An 18,931-nucleotide genomic window follows, 5' to 3' on the forward strand; every position below is an offset into this window, starting at 1 on the left:
CCTACATCTCTATTTTATCTATATAAAGTATTCCATCCAAATGATCTATTTCATGGCAAAAAGCTCTTGCTAAAAAATCTTCACCTTCTAAAATAACTTGTTCTCCATTTTCATTCATAGCTTTTACTTTAACATATTTAGGTCTTCTTACTTTTGCTTGTTCATTTGGAACACTTAAACATCCTTCATATCCTAAAACTTCTCCTTTTCTTTCAATTATTTCAGGATTTATTAAAACTATAGGGCCTTCACCTATATCAACTACTACAAGTCTTTTAAGTATACCAACCTGCACTGCTGCAAGACCAACTCCATTTGCTTTATACATTGTTTCTTTCATATCTTCAATTAGAGTTAATACTCTCTCATCAATCTCACTTACTTTTTTGCTTTTTTTTCTTAATATCTCATCTTCTTGAGTTCTAATATTTCTTATAGCCATAAATTAAATCTTCCTTTCTTACTAAATAATTTTATACTCTAAATAGCTATTATAACATAATATATTTTACAGCATATTATTAGGATTTACATCCATCCCTATCCTTATATCATTATAATTATCATTTATATTTTCATAAATAAAATTCTTTATTTTTAATGGAATTTCTTCATTAAAATTACCTTTTATAATAATTTGCCACCTATAAAAGTTTTTTATTTTTGAAATGCCACATGGACATGGTCCCAATAATAAGACATCTACTTCTTTTAAAAATTCTTTTAACCTATATCCTAACTCTTGAATTTTTTTAATTAATATATCCTCTTTCTCACTACTAAAATTTATACACATAATTTTAGCAAAAGGCGGATAATCCATTATTTTTCTTATTTGTAATTCTTCTTTTATAAAATTTTCATAATCATTATTTGCTGCATATTTCACACTGTAATTATCCGGGTTATATGTTTGAATTATAACCTTTCCTGATTTTACTCCCCTACCAGCTCTTCCTGAAACTTGCGTTATAAGTTGAAATGTTTTTTCTGTTGATTTATAGTCTGGTATATTAAGGGATAAATCCGCTGCTACTATTCCTACTAATGTAACATCTGGAAAATCTAAACCTTTTGCTATCATTTGTGTACCTATTAAAATATCTGCCTCTTTATTTTTAAAAGTCTTATATATTCTTTCATAGGAATTCTTTTCTCTAGTAGTATCAAAATCCATTCTCAATGTTCTAGCCTGTGGAAAGGCTTTCCTCACTTGAGCCTCTAATTGCTCAGTTCCTATACCAAAATGTTTTACATACTTACTATTACATTTAGGACAAACCTTAGGTTGTGCTACCTTACTTCCACAATAATGGCAATTTAGTGATGAATATGCATTATGATACGTCAAAGAAATATCACACTTATCACATTTAAAAACATATCCACAAGACCTACAAGATACAAAAGTTGAATATCCTCTTCTATTTAAAAATAAAATAATTTGATTTTTCTTCTTCAATTCCTCATCTATATCTTTATATAATTCTGAACTGAATATAGTTCTATTTCCACTAATTAACTCTTCTCTCATATCTATAATCATAGTACTGGGAAGATTTGAATTTACTGCTCTGTTTTTTATAGATAAAATTTCATATTCACCAGTTAATGCCTTATAATAACTTTCAATTGATGGTGTAGCAGAGCCTAAAATCAATTTACATCCTTCAAGCTCACACTTCATTTCGGCTATTTCTCTTGAAACATATTTAGGGTCACTCTCCGACTTATAACTAGTCTCATGTTCTTCATCTATAACAATCAATCCTAAGTTATTAAATGGTAGAAACAAAGCAGATCTAGCTCCTATTGCAACCTTAACTTTATTAAATTTTACTCTCATCCACTCATCAAACCGTTCGCCATCATTAAGTTTACTGTGAAATATAGCTACATTCTTTCCAAATCTACCTTTAAATCTTTCTACCATTTGTGGTGTAAGCGCAATTTCTGGAATTAATATAATAGAATCTTTTCCTAATTGAATCATTTTAGAAACTAAATTCATGTATATCTCAGTTTTCCCACTACCTGTAACTCCATGTATTAAAAACTGTTTCTTTTCAGAATTCATAATTGTATTTACCGCATGCTTTTGCTCTTCATTTAAAACTTTACTTTCATACAACTTATATTCTTTGTCATTATATCTATTTACAACACTATCTTCTATTTTAAGTACGTCATGTTTTATCAATGTATTTATAGATGATAATGAAAATTTATTATTATTTACCAACTCACTTTTAGTAAATTCAGCATTATTTTTTTTTATAAAATTATATATGTTTATGTAATTTTCTTTTAAATATTTTTCTGTTAATTCACTTTTGATTGCTACTACAGACTTAACTTTAAATTTCATACCTTTTGTTATTCCGTTAGGAATTATAACTTTTATAGCTTCTAAATAAGTGCATAAATACTTTTTTCTCATAAGCTCTATAAGTTTTATATCACTAGATTTCATTAATGAGAATTCATCACAGATGCATTTTATAACTTTTATTCTTTTTATATTTTCACTTTCAACATAATTATCATCATAAAAATCCATAACGAAACCATCTATATACTTATTTCCCATACCAAAAGGCACTTTTACTCTCTGTCCTAATAATATCTTATCTTGTAATTCACTTGGAATTTTATAAGTAAATATTCTATCAAGTTTTACTGCATCATTATTTACAACAACTCCAGCAAATTTTTTCATTATAACATCCTACCACTCATAAAAGCAAATTTTAAACTCTAACTTTTCAGCTAAATGTAAATAACCTTAAGTTCATACTATTTTACATATAAACTTTTTCTCATCACAAAAATTTTGCTTAGTAGTAGTACCTCCTTTCTTGTTAAGATTGATTATAAAATAAAAAGCGACTCATGTCGCTTTTTATTTTATATCTTCATTAATTATATCAAATAATTTTTCTGCCACTTTCTTTTTAGTCATAACTTCTAATGGAATTACTGTCTTATCCCTTTTTATGATACTGACTTTATTAGTATCACATCTAAATCCAGCACCACTTTCAGTTATATTATTTGCAACTATATAGTCTAAATTTTTCTTATCTAACTTTCCTTTTGCATTTTCAATTAAGTTATGACTTTCTGCTGCAAATCCAACTAAAATTTGATTTTTCTTTAAACTTCCTAATTCTTTTAGAATATCATTATCTCTTATAAATTCTAAATTTAAAGCTCCATCATTTTTCTTTATTTTTTCATTAGAATAACATTTAATTTTATAGTCTGCAACTGCTGCTGACTTAACTACTATATCACTATCATCAAAATGCTTCATAACACTTTCATGCATTTCTTCATTTGTTTCTATATTTATAACCTCTATACCTACAGGTTTTTTTAGATTTGTTGGTCCAGAAATAAGTGTTACTTTTGCACCTCTATCTCTTGCTTCTTTTGCTATTGCATAACCTGTTTTTCCACTAGAACCATTTGTTATATATCTAACTGGATCTATTTTTGATATAGTTGGTCCTGCTGTTACCAATACTTTTTTCCCTTGCAAATCTTTATTACTATTTAAAGCACTTAAAATTTGTTCAGCTATAATATCTGTTTCTTGTAGTTTTCCATCACCTACATCACCGCAAGCTAATCTTCCACTAGCTGGGCATATAAAATCATATCCAAACTCCTTAAGCTTAGATATATTAGACTGAACTATAGGATTATTATACATATTAGTATTCATAGCTGGTGCAAATATAACCTTTGCATGTGTTGCCATTATAGTTGTAGATAACATATCATCTGCTATTCCATTAGCAACTTTTCCTATTATATTTGCTGTAGCTGGAATTATTGCCATAACATCTGCTTTCTTTGCTAAAGAAATATGTTGTATTTCCCAAGCCTTTGGTTCTGCAAACATATCTGTAACCACCATATTTTGACTTAAAGATTGAAAACTAAGTGGTGTAACAAACTCTGTTGCTGATTTAGTCATTATAACATGGACATTCACATTTTGCTTTTTTAGTCTACTTATAACATCTAAAGCTTTATAAACTGCAATTCCTCCACATACTCCTATAACAACTGTTTTTGATTCACTCATCTTACTTTACATCCTCATTATCTTCTTTAACATAAAGAGCATCGGCATCTATTTCCTTAACAGCTATTGTAACAGGCTTTACAGAATCTGTTTGAATTAATGGTTCTGATCCATCTATTAGCTGTCTAGCTCTTTTAGATGCTGCAACTACTAGTGAATATCTATTTTCAACTTTATTTAATAAATTAACAACTGATGGGTTAATCATTGAACTATTTCTTTTCATAATTAAAACCTCCCTAAAATTTCATCTTTTATTTTATATACTCTACATTTTTCAGCAACAATAATGCTTTCAATTTTCTTTACTGCCCTATGAACTTCATCATTTACTACTGCATAATCGTATTTTGATGCAAAAGATATTTCATCATAAGCAGCACTTAGTCTAGTTTTTAAAGATTCTGGTGTTTCACTTCCTCTATTTGTTATACGTGACTCTAACTCTTCCATAGATGGTGGTAATATGAATATAAATATGCCATCTGGATATGCAGATTTTATTTTTAATGCACCCTGTATGTCTATTTCTAGTATTACATCTTTTCCTTCTTCTAGCATCTCAAAAACTTTTGATTTTGGAGTACCATAAAAATTACCATATACTTCAGCATATTCAAGAAAATCATTATTTTCTATTCTCTCTAAAAATTCTTCTCTAGAAGTAAAAAAATAATTTACTCCATCAACCTCACCATTACGTGGCTTTCTTGTTGTAGCTGAAACTGAAATCCATATTTCATTTTTTTCTAATAAAGCTTTGCACACAGTACCCTTTCCAGCTCCTGAAGGCCCCGATATAACTAATAATTGACCTTTACTATTCATTTTATTCATCTTCTTCATCTATATGATGATCTTCGTCTTTTGATGATAATCTGTGTGCAACTGTTTCTGGTTGAACTGCTGATAATATAACATGATCACTATCTGTTATTATTACAGCTCTTGTTCTTCTTCCATATGTAGCATCAATAAGCATACCTCTATCTCTTGCCTCTTGAATTATTCTTTTTATTGGCGCTGATTCTGGACTTACGATTGCAACTAATCTATTTGCTGAAACTATATTGCCAAATCCTATATTAATTAATTTTATACCCATTAGTACCTCCTGTTATTCTATGTTTTGAACTTGTTCTCTGATTTTTTCTATTTCACTTTTTATTTCTAAAATTACATTAGTAATATTTAAATCAACAACCTTTGAAGCTATTGTATTTGCTTCTCTATTCATTTCTTGTATTATAAAGTCAAGTTTTCTACCAATAGGTTCATTTATAAGTAAAGTTTCCTTTACTTGACATATGTGACTATTAAGTCTTACTAACTCTTCATCAATTGCAGTTTTATCTGCAAGTAATGCAACTTCCATTGAAAATCTATTTTCATCTATATTAGTATCTTGTAATAGGTCATTTAATCTTTTTCTTAATTTTTCCCTATACTCATCTATCATTTTTGGAACTCTATCTTGTATATTGTCAACATACTCATTTATTAAGTTACATCTAGAATTTATATCTTCGCTTAATTTTTTTCCTTCCTCTTCTCTCATTGAGACAAGAGCTTCTACCGCAATATCTAAAGAAGCCTTAAGTTCTTTCCATACCTCTTCTAAGTCTTCTTCATTTTGCTTTAATGTTATTGCCTCTGGAAGTCTTGCTAAACTCATTACTGAAATATCATCTCTAACTCCAGTTAATCCCTGAATTTCTTTCAAACAATTTAAATAGCTTTTAACAAGATTTTCATTTAAAACAGCTTCTACATTTTCCTTTTCTACAGATTTTTGAGTTATAAAAACATCTACTTTTCCTCTTTTAATTTTTTCACTCAAAACTTTTCTTATATTATCTTCTAATGAAATTAAAGCTCTTGGCATTCTAACATTTAATTCAAAATATCTGTGATTAACACTTTTTATTTCTACAATAAAATTTGAGTGCTCACAAGTTGCACTCCCACGCCCAAAGCCCGTCATGCTTTTAATCATAAACCAACGCATCCTTCCGAGTTCTTTGTAAATTCTCTATTCACTCTATTATACAAAATTTACATTGTCAATTTCAAGCTAAAAATACATGAATTATTTAGCATTTCCGATTAATTTGTAGAAATCTAAAGTAAAATTAATTTTTTTACAGTAAATCATGTTTTATTTTTACTATTCCCATAAATATAATATTAACTAATTATATCATATTCTAAACTCTCTTATAAAAAAACATCCTTAAATCTTATAATATCCTCTACAAATTTTAGTTACTTTATTCAATATTAGTTTAAAAATTTAAAAGATATGGATAAAATATTTTATATTTCTGTATTTAACCTAAAATACTAAAATATTATCCATATCACAATTATCTAGTTATATTTTATACAATTTAAAAACATATACTATAATTTTTATAATTTTTACTGGTATTTGTCAAGTCTTGAAAGACATTTTTCTATAACCTCAGAATTTTCAGTTAAGGATATCCTAAAATAATCATATCCAACAATCCCAAAAACCTCACCTGGTGTAACAATTATTCCATATCTATTTAACAGTTCTAAACAAAATTCATTTGAAGTATATCCTTTAGGAGTTCTACACCAAATATAAAATGTTCCCTTTCCATCAAAAAATTTTATATTTTTTTCTTTTAAAATTTTTTTTGCAACTTCTTTTCTTTTGCTATATTCTGAAACTATTTCTTTATTATACTCTCTATTTATTGATAAAGCCTCTACTGCCGCTTTTTGAATTGGTATAAATTGTCCTGAATCTAAATTACTTTTTATATTAGATAATCTTTCTATAACTTCACTATTTCCAACTGCATATCCTATTCTAAATCCTGTCATATTATATATCTTAGATAAACTTCCAAATTCAATACAACGTTTTTCTTTATCAAATTGTAATAAACTTATAATTTTTTCATCTTTATCTACTATTTCATTATATGCTGAATCATTACATAAAACCAAGTTATTTTTATAACTAAATTCTATAAGTTCTTCAAACCCTTCTTTATTTGCAACTGCTCCTGTTGGATTATTAGGATAATTCACAAACATTAATTTAGCTTTTTCAGTTATTTTTTGTGGTATCTCTGAAGTTTCAATTAAGTATCCCTTATTTTCTTTTAAAGGTACACTATATGGAATGCACCCCCACAATTTAGTAGCTATCTTATACACTGGGTAACCAGGATCAGGAACTATAACATAATCACCTACATCACACACAGAAGGTACTATATTGCTAATCCCCTCCTTTGATCCTATTAAAACTACTACCTCTTCCTTAGTTAAATTTACATTGAATACATTGTGATAATATTCTATTATCTTATACTTTAACTCTTCAATACCTTCATATGGTGGATAATTATTAAAACCTTCTAAATTTAAACTTTCTACAAGTGCTTTTTTTATGTTTTCATGAACTGGCATTTTAGGATCACCAATACTTAAATCAAAAACTTCTTCTCCATTTAAAGTTTTAGTTTTCTTTAAAAGATCTAAATTTTTAAAATGATATTCTCCAATATCAATAATTCTATTATTTAGTTTCATAATCATAATCACCTTACAATCTATTTTAATGATATAAACTATGTTATTCCAATAATAGTTAAATTGTTACAGAAATAGAAGTTTTACTTTAAAATACTCTATTAATTTCTATTTTAGTATAAGAATATTTATATATATACAAATAAAAAAGTTGTGAAAAAGCAAATTTCAAATAACTTTATCACAACTTATTTTCAATTAATAAATTTGTTTTATATCTTCATAGTTATTAAGCAAGAATAATCTTTATTAGAAAAATCACTGCAAGTATATACATAACATACGAAACTTTTCTCTTCTTCTCTGAAAAAATATTTGATAATAAACTTAATATTGCATAAGATAATATTCCTACAGTTAACCCATCTCCAATACTATAAGTTAATGGCATTAATGCTATTGTTAAGAATGCTGGAACACCTTCTACATAATCTGAAAAATCTATATTTTTTATACTATCAATCATATAAAATCCTACCACTATTAAAGCTGGAGCTGTTGCTGCAGATGGTATAGCTACAAATAATGGTGAGAAGAATAATGCTATTAAAAATAATATTCCTGTAACTACTGATGCAAGTCCTGTTCTAGCTCCCTCTGCTACACCAGCAGAACTCTCAACAAAAGTTGTTACTGTTGATGTACCTAATACTGCTCCCATAGTTGTTCCAACAGCATCTACTATTAAAGCCTTTCCTGCATTTTTAACTCTGCCCTCTTCATCTACCATTCCAACCTTAGAAGCCACACCTATCAATGTTCCAACCGTATCGAAAAAGTCTACAAATAAAAAAGTGAAAACTATTGTCATAAACTGAAACAAATGTTCTTTGCTATTTAAGAAAGAGAAATCTAACTTAAATGCTATAGGTTTTAAAGATTCATACTTAAAAATTTTTTCTGGCACTCTTATTCCATATTCCAAAGCAGCCTCTGGTGATATAATTGCAAATGCCCATGCTACAATTGAACTCACTAATATTCCCCAAAGTATTGAACCCTTAACATTCTTTTTAGATAATAGTACTATTGTAAATACTCCTACTGCTGTAATTATCACTGTTGGAGTAACTAAATGTCCCATTGATACAAATGTGTCTTTATTTGCAACTACTATTCCTGCATTTTTAAACCCTATAAATGCAATAAATAATCCTATTCCTGAAGTAACTGCATATTTTAAATTAGTTGGTATTGCATTAACTACTTGTTCTCTTACATTAGTTAAAGATAATATAATAAATATGATTCCTTCTACAAACACCGCTGTTAATGCAGTCTGCCAAGATATTCCCATACCAATTACTACTGAAAAAGCAAAGAACGCATTTAACCCCATACCTGGTGCTAAAGCAAATGGTAAATTTGCATACATCCCCATTAATATTGTTGTTAATCCAGCTGTCAAACAAGTTGCTGTTACTATTGCACCTGGAGCCATTCCTACTCCATCAGCTCCTAATATGTTAGCATTAACAGCTATTATGTATGCCATAGTTAAAAATGTTGTAATTCCCCCTATAAATTCCCGTCTTACATCTGTTCCATTTTCTTTTAGATTAAAATAACTCTCCATCTTACCCTCCGAAAACATAAATTTTATAATTTAATTGTCTAATAAAACACAATCCACTTTTAAAATCTAATTTTTAATTTAATGACTTCTATTTAATTAAAAATAAAAAGTCACTAGTATAACCTAGTGACTTCTATTTTTCTTAATATTTTCTATATCACCAAGTCATATTATTCGTTTAAAAGCAAACTTTGTTTATTATTTTTATTTTTTCGTTCACCTTTTCCTTGATTTAATGATATCAATTCTTTTAATCTATGTCAATGAAATTTACGTATATTTTTTTATAAATTTATTTTTTTATTCGTATTAGTAACGTCCATTTTCAAAAATTTCTCTTATTTCATCAATACTATTAGTTTTTCCTAATGCTATGATTAATTTTATTCTAGCTTTTTGTCCTGGCATATCATCTCCAAAAATTACACCAGCTGTTCTTAAGTCTTTTCCACCGCCTTCATATCCATAGCTATCTAAGACTCTTCCTCTATAACATCTTGAAACTAGCACTACAGGAATACCTTTACATATTGCATTCTTCACTGATGCCGCCATTTTTGGTGGTATGTTTCCTCTTCCCATAGCTTCAATTACTAAGCCTTTTGCACCATTTTCAACACAAAAATCTACAAGTTTTCCATCCATTCCTGCACAAGCCTTTATTAAATCTACATTTGTTTCAATTTTATCAATATCAATATAATCATGATCTAAACTTTCTCTATAGAAATGAGCTTTATTATCATCAACTATACCAACTAATCCGAATTCTGGACTTTCAAATGTATTTAATTTCATTGAATGAGATTTAGTAACCTCACTAGCTGCGTTTATTTCATCATTTAAACATACAAGTACACCTCTACCTCTTGACTCATCAGAAATAGCTGTGCAAATTGCTGCTGATAAATTAGCTGGTCCATCATATCCAAGTTCTGAGCCATTTCTCATTGATCCTGTAACAACAACTGGCTTATCACTATTTATTGTTAAATGCAAGAAATATGCTGTTTCTTCTAAAGTATCTGTTCCGTGTGTTACAACTACACCATCAACATCATCTCTATCTAAAAATGTTTTAACATAGTTAGATAATTCTAGCATAAGTTCTGGTGTAACATGTGGACTTGGTAATGATGAGAAATTATGAGATTCAACTACTGCATGAGATTCAATCCCAGTTACCATTGACATAACTTCTTCCCCACTTAAGCTTGGTACAGCTGCATGAATTCTTTCATCTACTTTCATTGCAATTGTTCCACCATTAAAAATAACTACTACTTTTTTCATTTATTATGTACCTCCCGAATTTAGGTAAATTATCTAAATAGAACTAATTTATGCCCTTCTAGATAAAATATAATTATAAATACTATATTTTGCAACTTTTAATACTCTATTAATAATTATTTTACAACATATTTAAAATATTTCAAAGTAATGTTTTTATTTATAAATATTAATTATTTTCCAAAAAATGAATTTTAATATTCATAGATATTTTTATTTGCAGTATTTTTATCTTTTTTTGAAATTACTATATATCTTATTTTTTCATTATTGCATATTTTTCATACAAAAATATCTCAGAATAAAATAATATAATTATTTTATTCTGAGATATTATCATTTTCACGAATTATATTCTTTATATATTTTCTTTATTTCGTTATAGTATTATGCAAATTAATCCTCCACTACCTTCATTTATTATTTTTTGCAATGTTTTTTGAAGTTTATGTTGTACATCTTCTGGCATTTTATATAATTTACTTTGTAAACCTTCTTTAACAATTTCTTCTAATGGTTTTCCAAACATATTGCTTTGCCAAATTTGAGAAGGATCATTTTCAAATTGATCTAATATTGATTTATAAAACTCTTCACTTTGCTTTTCTGTACCCATTATAGGAACTTCTGTTTCTATATCAGCTCTTATAATATGAAGTGATGGTGCTGAAGCTTTTAATTTAATGCCTTTTCTACTTCCGCTATTCACAAGTTCTGGAACTTCTAATCTCATTTCTGACAATTGAGGTGCAACTAATCCATAGCCTGTATTATTAACTTCTATTAATGCATCTTTTATCTTATCATATTCTATTTTTGCTTTATGGAAACTTTCAATAGTTTTTAATAATTCACTTTCATTTTTAATATCCAAGTTGCATGTTTCACCTATTATTCTGTAAAACAATTCTTGTTTTGGAACTATATCTAATCTTGAAGTTCCATTACCCATCTTCATTTCTTTTACTTTTATATCTGATAAAAATTCTATTCCTTCGAAACATTGTAAAGCTTTTTTAATATCTCTAACTTTAACTATGTCTTTGCTCATACTTCTAAGTATAGTCATGATATTAACCTTTAACCAATGTTTGCTGTCAAGGTCTTCTATCCATTCTGGCATGTCTATGTTAATTTCCTTAACAGGGAACTCTTTAAGTACATCATTAAATATGTCTGATACCTCTTTTTCACTCATTTCCATTATATTCACTAACTGAACTGGAATGTCATATTTTTCCTGCAATTCTTTTTTTAACTCTTTACTTTCTGGGGCATCAACATTTTTACAGTTGCATAATATTATAAATGGTTTATTTATAGATTTTAATTCTGCAACAACTCTTTCTTCTGCTTCTATATAATCTTCTCTATTAAGTCCAGTAACTGATCCATCTGTTGTTACCATAATACCTATAGTTGAATGATCAGTAATAACTTTTTTAGTTCCTATTTCTGCTGCTTCCTCAAAAGGTATTTCATGATTAAACCATGGTGTATTTACCATTTTAGGTACATCTTGTTCATTATATCCTATTGCATTTTTTACTATATATCCAACGCAATCCACCATTCTAACCTTAAATGTAGCACCATTTTCAAGTTTTACTTCTACAGCTTCATTAGGTACAAACTTAGGTTCTGTTGTATGAATAGATTTTCCTGATCCACTTTGTGGAAGTTCATCTTTAGCTCTCTCCTTCTTATGATCATTTTCTATGTTAGGTATAACCATCATTTCCATAAACCTTTTTATGAAAGTTGATTTTCCAGTTCTAACTGGTCCAACTACACCTACATATATATCTCCTTGTGTTCTTTCTGCTATATCATTATATATATCAAAGTTTTCCAAGTTCCACCCTCCCATAACTAAATATTTACATTATATATATATTCCTAACATTTCTTTTATAGACTATTTTTTAATAATATTATCTTAATCTTTTGTGTACTTATTTGTTTTCTCTTCAATTAAAAGTCATGAATGATATTTTTTGTTTTAATACCTGATAATTAAGTTTTCTTCTACCCTATAATACAAGTTATTATGCTTTAAATATAAAAAGAACTATAAAATTAAGTTGTTAACTCTAATTTTATAGTTCTTTTTATATTTATATATTTTCAGATTTATTTTTACTATTTTTTATAAGTTGATTTTTTGTAGTAAACCCTGTAACTATAGCATTTTGTTTACATACTTTAGCGCATTCTCCACATCTTATACATTCCAAACTGTTAGGATTTTTATATACTTCTATATTCATCTTGCATTTTCTTTCACAAGCTTTACATCCATTGCATTTACTTTTATCTATATCCATTTTATAAAAACTTATAGGATTAAATACTGAATATATTGCCCCTAATGGACATATATATCTGCAAAATGGTCTATATATTATTATTGATAATAATATAGTTATAATTAAAATAAATACTTTCCATTGAAACAAAAATCCCAAAGTTGCTCTTAAGGGCTTATTTAATATTGCTAGTGGTATACCCGCTGTTAATGTACCTGATGGGCATATTAATTTACAAAAATAAGGACTTCCCATACCAACATCATTAACCCAAAACATAGGTAATATAATTACAAACACCATTAATATTACGTATTTAAAGTATTTCATTATATTATTAATTTTTTTATTTACTTTAATCTTCTTAAATGGAATTTTATTTAATAAATCTTGTATAAGTCCAAATGGACATAAAAATCCACAGATAAATCTTCCAAACAAAACACCAAAGAACATCATTATTCCTATAACATAAAGAGAAAGATTATATTTCATACTTCCTATAACCGCTTGTAATGAACCTATAGGGCATGAGCCTAATGCTCCTGGGCAAGAATAACAATTAAGTCCCGGAACACAAGCTTTCTTGGATTTTCCTTTAAATATTGTTCCATTTAAAAATCCATTTATATTACTGTTTGTAAGTATAGTTGTAATTATTTGTGTTATTCTTCTTTTATCCAATTCCTATACACTCCAAACATATATTTATAGCTTTTTGTAATACCATATTCGCCTCATCTCTATATACCCCAATAATTATAAATGAAATACTCATAGCTAAAATAGAATATTTCAAAATCATCTTTTTCATACCCACTTACTCCCTAAATCAAATTACTATTTTACAACTTCTGAAATTATTTTCTTATACTCATCTTTGCCTCTTCCACCGATAATAGGATCTCCAACTATTTCACCTTTGTCATTTACAAATAATATTGTTGGTGTTCCTACAACATCTTTTAATATACCTTTTTCCAACTTTTCATCTGGAACTATATTCGTATATGATACTCCTTTTTTTTCTAATATTTCTTTTGCAACCTTAGTAGTTTCTTCATCTTTAGCATTATTTACAACTCCTATAAGGTTTATTTTTTCGTTTTTAAGTTCTTTGTATAACTCTTCAAGTTCTGGCATTTCGCTGACACATGGTCCACACTCAGTTCCCCATATATCAATCATAGTTAATTTATAATCTTTAAACATATCTGAAGAAACTTCATTACCTTTAACATCTTTTGAATTAAATTCTACAATATTGGAAGATTTTATTTTATCCATTTCATCTTTTACAGTAACTATATCAATAGTTTTTATACTACTTTTTATTTCACTAACTTTAGATAAATATTCTTCATATTCTTTCTTTTCTTCATTATTTAATCCCTTAAGACTTTCATCTTTTGCTCCAAACATTAAATAATATTCTATATTTTTTTGTTCTCCTACTTTTTCACTATTATTATACTTAACTTTTAATTCATCTAAAGTTTCCTTTTTCACTTTATCCTTTTCTACTGCAACTATTTCAAATAAAGGTTTAAATACTTCTCCCATCTTTTTTGAATACTCTTCAATTGACTTTTGTTCCTCTTCTTTAGTCAATTTTTTATCGTCAGCTAATTTACTTTCATTTTCCTTTGAAAAGTCTTGCATTTCTTTAATTCCTCTACTACTTGCATATGTACCAACTACCGTTCCATAAACTCCATCATTTCCTTCTCCAGTTGCCATTATGTCTACAATTCCCTGATTTTCTTTCATTTCATTAAATCCTTCAGGTTTAGTAAATGCTATTCCCATATTGTCAAATTCCATTATATTTTCGTTCTTTTCTTCTTTATTACTTTGTTCTATTTTTTTATCATTTTTTACTGTTTTATTGCTATTTCCACATCCAACCATTGAAAATGGTATTATTGCTACTATCATTAATGCTAAAAATCTCTTTTTCATTTAAATCTCTCCTTAAATCTTAGTAAATATTTTTTTATCTTACAAAATTTATTATATATTCATTAACTTACATAAAAATAACATTAACCTTAATTTAACCTTACATATAAACTTGTAGATAATTTTTATAATTTTAAACAACAAAATAGAACTTAAACTTTAATAAAGTTAAGCTCTATTTTTATCATTTTTTCTACTCTATATTTTGTTCATCCTTTTTATCTCTGGACATTAATTCATATACACCATATTTAGGATCTTTATTTTCAAATAAAACTTTATATAAAGTATCTGTTATTGGCATTGAAACATTGTCTTTATTTTTAAGTTCATAAAAAGCACGACAAGCTTTGATTCCTTCTACAACCATACCTACTTTTTCTGTAGCTTCTTCAGCACTAAGTCCTTCACCTATAAGAATTCCTGCTCTTCTATTTCTACTATGCATACTAGTACAAGTAACTATTAAGTCTCCCATTCCTGTAAGACCATTAAAAGTTTCTCTCTTTCCACCTAGTTTTACACCTATATCTATTATTTCACTCATACCTCTTGTCATAAGTGCTGCTTTTGTATTATCTCCATATCCTATACCATCTGAAATACCAGCTGCTAGTGCAATTATATTCTTACATGCTCCACCTATTTCAACACCAATAATATCACTATTAGTGTATACTCTAAATTTATTAGACATAAAAACATCCTGAACTATTTTTGCTGCATTCATATCTTCTGACGCAACAACTACTGTAGTAGGTATATCTAGTGCAACTTCTTCCGCATGAGATGGTCCACTTAAAACTACAACTTCTGAAATTGGTATTTCCTCTTTTATTATTTCGGACATTCTTTTAAAAGTTTTATTTTCCAGTCCCTTAGCTACAGTAACCAAAATTTGATCCTTATTTATATATTTCGAAGCTTTTTTACTAACATCTCTTATAGCATGGGATGGAACTGCCAAGACTACTATTTTACTATCTTTAATAGCACATTCCATATCACTATAAGCATTAATATTATTCGGTATAATTATATTAGGTAAATATTTTATGTTTTCCCTTCTTAAATTAATATCCTCAATTGTATTATTGCTATGAGCCCAAATAGCTACTTCTATACCCTTTTTAGCTAACATAACACTTAATGCAGTTCCAAAACTTCCAGCTCCTAAAAAACATACTTTATTTAAATTCATAAATTACACCTCCAAATTTATTTAAAATTTCTAAATAGAATTTTATACTCAATATTTTAATTTCTCTAATAAAAATCTATGATTTATTTATTTACATTATTAACTTGGTATTTAACTAAATTTTTTCAAATTTACACATAACCTTAATAAGTTATCCTATTTTAAATATAAATAAACTTCATTTAGTATGTTATTATATAATATCATACTAAATGAAGTTTTAAAATTCTAATCTTCTTTTCTTTGTCTAAATATTAATTTTATACCTGTACCCTTAAAATCAAAGCTTTCTCTTAATTGATTTTCTAAATATCTTTCATAAGAGAAGTGAAGTAAATTAGGATCATTAACAAAGAATATAAATGTTGGTGGTTTAGTTCCAACTTGTGTTACATAGAATATTTTTAACCTTCTTAGCGCAACTATTGGTGGTTCTTTCATAAGTACTGCTCTACTTATTACATCATTTAAAACACCAGTTGCAATTCTTTTACTGTAATTACTATAACAGTCTTTTGCAACTTTAAGAACTCTATTTACTCTTTGACCAGTTTTTGCAGAAATAAATAGATATGTAGCATAACTCATAAATGATAATCCTTTTGCTATATTAGCTTGGAATTCTTTCATAGTTTTGTCATCTTTCTCAACCAAATCCCATTTATTAACAATTACCATTATAGCTTTGTTTAACTCGTGAGCATATCCCACTATTTTTTCATCTTGATCACTTAAGCCTTCTGTAGCATCTATCATTAATATACATATATCTGCTCTTTCTATAGCTGCAAGTGTTCTAACTACACTATATCTTTCGATTTCTTCTTTTACTTTGCTTTTTCTTCTTAATCCAGCAGTATCTATTAATATAAACTTGCCTTCTTCTGTTTCTAATTTACTGTCAATAGCATCTCTTGTTGTTCCTGGAATATTACTAACTATATTTCTATCTTCACCTAAAAGTTTATTTATTAATGAAGATTTACCTACATTAGGTTTTCCTATCATAGCTATTCTTACATATTCATCATCTTCTTCATTTTCGCCATCACTATTAAAGTGTTTTACAACTTCATCTAGCATATCTCCAAGACCTAATCCTTGTGATGCTGATATAGTAACAGGTGTTCCCATTCCTAAGTTATAAAACTCATACGCATTATCTTCTAATTCTATTCTATCAACTTTATTTACAACTAAAACTATAGGCTTGTTGCTTTTTCTAAGCATTTGAGCAACTTCGTAATCTGATGGATGAAGTCCAGCTTTTCCATCTACAATAAATACGATAACATCCGCTGTCTCAACTGCTATATTCGCTTGTCTTCTCATTTGAGCCATTATAATATCTTCATTAGTTGGTTCTATACCACCTGTATCTATCATTGTAAAATTATGATTAAGCCATTCAGCCTCTGCATAAATTCTATCTCTTGTAACTCCTGGTGTATCTTGAACTATAGCTATTCTTTTTCCTGCTAATTTATTGAATAATGTTGATTTACCAACATTAGGTCTTCCAACTATAGCAACTACTGGTTTTCCCATATTTAATCCTCCCTTAACTGTTCATTAATTATGTTTATAAGGTCATCACCTGAATAATCACATATTAATATTTTTCTTTCTAAAATTTCTTCTAATTGTGCAACAGTGTAATCATCTAACAATAATCCATTACCTTCATCACCTAATTCATATCCTCTTTTCAACATGTTATTAGGCATTATTATGTATTCTCCAAGAACATTTTCTTTAGCTGCTCTTATTATATCACTTCCTGTTAATAATCCCGCTACCGTTATTGTTCTTCCAAAGAAGTCATTTTCAACCCCTATAACATTAATAGTTATATTAGAGTTTACTTTCATTATTTTTTTTGCAGCATCTTTTATAAATCTCTCTGCGGAAACTCCAGTAATTATAGTAAATGTTCCTTTTCCAGTTTCATTTAAATTATCAACATCAGTTTCAATGGTATTTTTAAGCATTCGTATCATACCTATTCCATCTTCTAATTGTTCATAATTTCCATAATGTTCTTCACTTGGAACTTCCATGTCTGCCATTACATAAAATTCATCTGATAATCTAACAAAAGGACTTCCAGTTTCTTTTATATATCTTTCTTGTAATTTTGAAACATATACTATAAGATCTTTTGAACTTTCTTTATCAAATAATTTTAGTTTTGCTAAACTTTCTCTATACTTTGTAACCCCTAATGGCACAACAGCTAGATTTTCTATATTAGGATATAACTTATATAAATCCTCAATAGTTCTTATAAGTTCTTCACCATCATTTATGCCTTTACAACAAACAATTTGAGTATTAATTTTAATACCTGCATTTGCAAGCTTTTTTAATATATCATATATATTACCTGCAAATCTATTATTAAGCATTTGCTTTCTTAATTCTGGATTCGTAGTATGTACTGAAACATTTATAGGACTAATTCTATATTTAATTATCCTATCTATGTCTTCTTCTTTCATGTTTGTTAATGTTAGGAAGTTACCTTGTAAAAAAGATAATCTAGAATCATCATCTTTAAAATACAAAGTTTTTCTCATTCCCTCTGGCAATTGATCAATGAAACAGAATATACATTTATTATGACAACTCATAGGTTTATCTAAAATTGCTTCTTTAAAAACTATACCTAAATCTTCATCATAATCCTTTTCTATTTCTATTTCCCATATTTCACCATCAGGCTTTTCAACTTCTATTTCTAAGTATTCATCTGTAATTAAGAATTTGTAATCTATAATATCTTTAACTTCATTTCCATTAATACTTAAAAGTTTATCTCCACTTTCAATTTCTACTTCTTCTGCTATGCTATTAGGAAGAACTTTTGCTACAATATTTTTCATTTTCTTCCTCCTTATCTAAAAATTATATAGGCTAGT

17 protein-coding genes are annotated in these 18,931 nt (G+C 27.7%); all 17 read right to left on the reverse strand.

What is annotated here, in order from left to right; all coding sequences use genetic code 11:
* Position 1 precedes the first annotated feature (1 nt).
* Entirely contained in the window at positions 2 to 442 is a 441-nt protein-coding gene (def, locus tag BN346_RS19225; protein ID WP_040330724.1) for a peptide deformylase, read from the reverse strand.
* A gap of 66 nt (positions 443 to 508) precedes the next feature.
* Positions 509 to 2,719, reverse strand: a complete 2,211-nt coding sequence (priA, locus tag BN346_RS19230) for a primosomal protein N' (protein ID WP_040330725.1) — start codon at positions 2,717 to 2,719, stop codon at positions 509 to 511.
* Positions 2,720 to 2,902: 183 nt separating this feature from the next.
* A complete protein-coding gene (gene coaBC, locus BN346_RS19235; protein ID WP_040330726.1) occupies positions 2,903 to 4,096 on the reverse strand; it encodes a bifunctional phosphopantothenoylcysteine decarboxylase/phosphopantothenate--cysteine ligase CoaBC in 1,194 nt (397 codons plus the stop codon).
* A 1-nt stretch (position 4,097) separates the two neighbouring features.
* Positions 4,098 to 4,322 (reverse strand): DNA-directed RNA polymerase subunit omega, encoded by a 225-nt coding sequence (gene rpoZ / locus BN346_RS19240; RefSeq protein WP_040330727.1) that lies wholly within the window; start codon positions 4,320 to 4,322, stop codon positions 4,098 to 4,100.
* Positions 4,323 to 4,324: 2 nt separating this feature from the next.
* Positions 4,325 to 4,924: a guanylate kinase gene (gene gmk / locus BN346_RS19245; RefSeq protein ID WP_040330765.1), complete on the reverse strand. Its 600-nt coding sequence runs from the start codon at positions 4,922 to 4,924 to the stop codon at positions 4,325 to 4,327.
* A 1-nt stretch (position 4,925) separates the two neighbouring features.
* Positions 4,926 to 5,201, reverse strand: a complete 276-nt coding sequence (remA, locus tag BN346_RS19250; RefSeq protein WP_040330728.1) for an extracellular matrix/biofilm regulator RemA — start codon at positions 5,199 to 5,201, stop codon at positions 4,926 to 4,928.
* 12 nt (positions 5,202 to 5,213) lie between these two features.
* Positions 5,214 to 6,092, reverse strand: coding sequence for a YicC/YloC family endoribonuclease (locus tag BN346_RS19255; protein ID WP_040330729.1), 879 nt, complete (start codon positions 6,090 to 6,092; stop codon positions 5,214 to 5,216).
* Between the two features lie 425 nt (positions 6,093 to 6,517).
* A complete protein-coding gene (locus BN346_RS19260; RefSeq protein ID WP_101541727.1) occupies positions 6,518 to 7,669 on the reverse strand; it encodes an aminotransferase class I/II-fold pyridoxal phosphate-dependent enzyme in 1,152 nt (383 codons plus the stop codon).
* A 229-nt stretch (positions 7,670 to 7,898) separates the two neighbouring features.
* Positions 7,899 to 9,245, reverse strand: a complete 1,347-nt coding sequence (locus BN346_RS19265; RefSeq protein ID WP_081771080.1) for an NCS2 family permease — start codon at positions 9,243 to 9,245, stop codon at positions 7,899 to 7,901.
* A gap of 309 nt (positions 9,246 to 9,554) precedes the next feature.
* A complete protein-coding gene (locus BN346_RS19270) occupies positions 9,555 to 10,538 on the reverse strand; it encodes an asparaginase (RefSeq protein ID WP_040330733.1) in 984 nt (327 codons plus the stop codon).
* Between the two features lie 379 nt (positions 10,539 to 10,917).
* A complete protein-coding gene (spoIVA, locus tag BN346_RS19275; RefSeq protein WP_040330734.1) occupies positions 10,918 to 12,393 on the reverse strand; it encodes a stage IV sporulation protein A in 1,476 nt (491 codons plus the stop codon).
* A gap of 262 nt (positions 12,394 to 12,655) precedes the next feature.
* Positions 12,656 to 13,531, reverse strand: coding sequence for a 4Fe-4S binding protein (locus BN346_RS19280; protein ID WP_040330735.1), 876 nt, complete (start codon positions 13,529 to 13,531; stop codon positions 12,656 to 12,658).
* Positions 13,524 to 13,661, reverse strand: a complete 138-nt coding sequence (locus tag BN346_RS21990; RefSeq protein WP_187372151.1) for a CD1871A family CXXC motif-containing protein — start codon at positions 13,659 to 13,661, stop codon at positions 13,524 to 13,526. Before BN346_RS21990 ends, BN346_RS19280 begins: the two co-directional genes overlap by 8 nt.
* Positions 13,662 to 13,687: 26 nt before the next feature.
* Positions 13,688 to 14,809 carry a TlpA family protein disulfide reductase gene (locus BN346_RS21275; RefSeq protein WP_051540529.1) on the reverse strand — a complete coding sequence of 374 codons (1,122 nt, stop codon included), beginning with the start codon at positions 14,807 to 14,809 and terminating at the stop codon, positions 13,688 to 13,690.
* Between the two features lie 193 nt (positions 14,810 to 15,002).
* Positions 15,003 to 16,010: an NAD(P)H-dependent glycerol-3-phosphate dehydrogenase gene (locus BN346_RS19290; RefSeq protein ID WP_040330736.1), complete on the reverse strand. Its 1,008-nt coding sequence runs from the start codon at positions 16,008 to 16,010 to the stop codon at positions 15,003 to 15,005.
* A gap of 228 nt (positions 16,011 to 16,238) precedes the next feature.
* Positions 16,239 to 17,558, reverse strand: coding sequence for a ribosome biogenesis GTPase Der (gene der / locus BN346_RS19295; RefSeq protein ID WP_040330737.1), 1,320 nt, complete (start codon positions 17,556 to 17,558; stop codon positions 16,239 to 16,241).
* A 2-nt stretch (positions 17,559 to 17,560) separates the two neighbouring features.
* The gene (locus BN346_RS19300; RefSeq protein WP_040330738.1) at positions 17,561 to 18,895 is read right to left on the reverse strand and encodes a radical SAM protein; all 1,335 of its coding nucleotides are present in this window, start codon (positions 18,893 to 18,895) and stop codon (positions 17,561 to 17,563) included.
* Positions 18,896 to 18,931 lie beyond the last annotated feature (36 nt).

It is taken from the genome of Clostridium ihumii AP5, from assembly GCF_000612845.1.
Classification (GTDB): domain Bacteria; phylum Bacillota; class Clostridia; order Clostridiales; family Clostridiaceae; genus Clostridium_J; species Clostridium_J ihumii.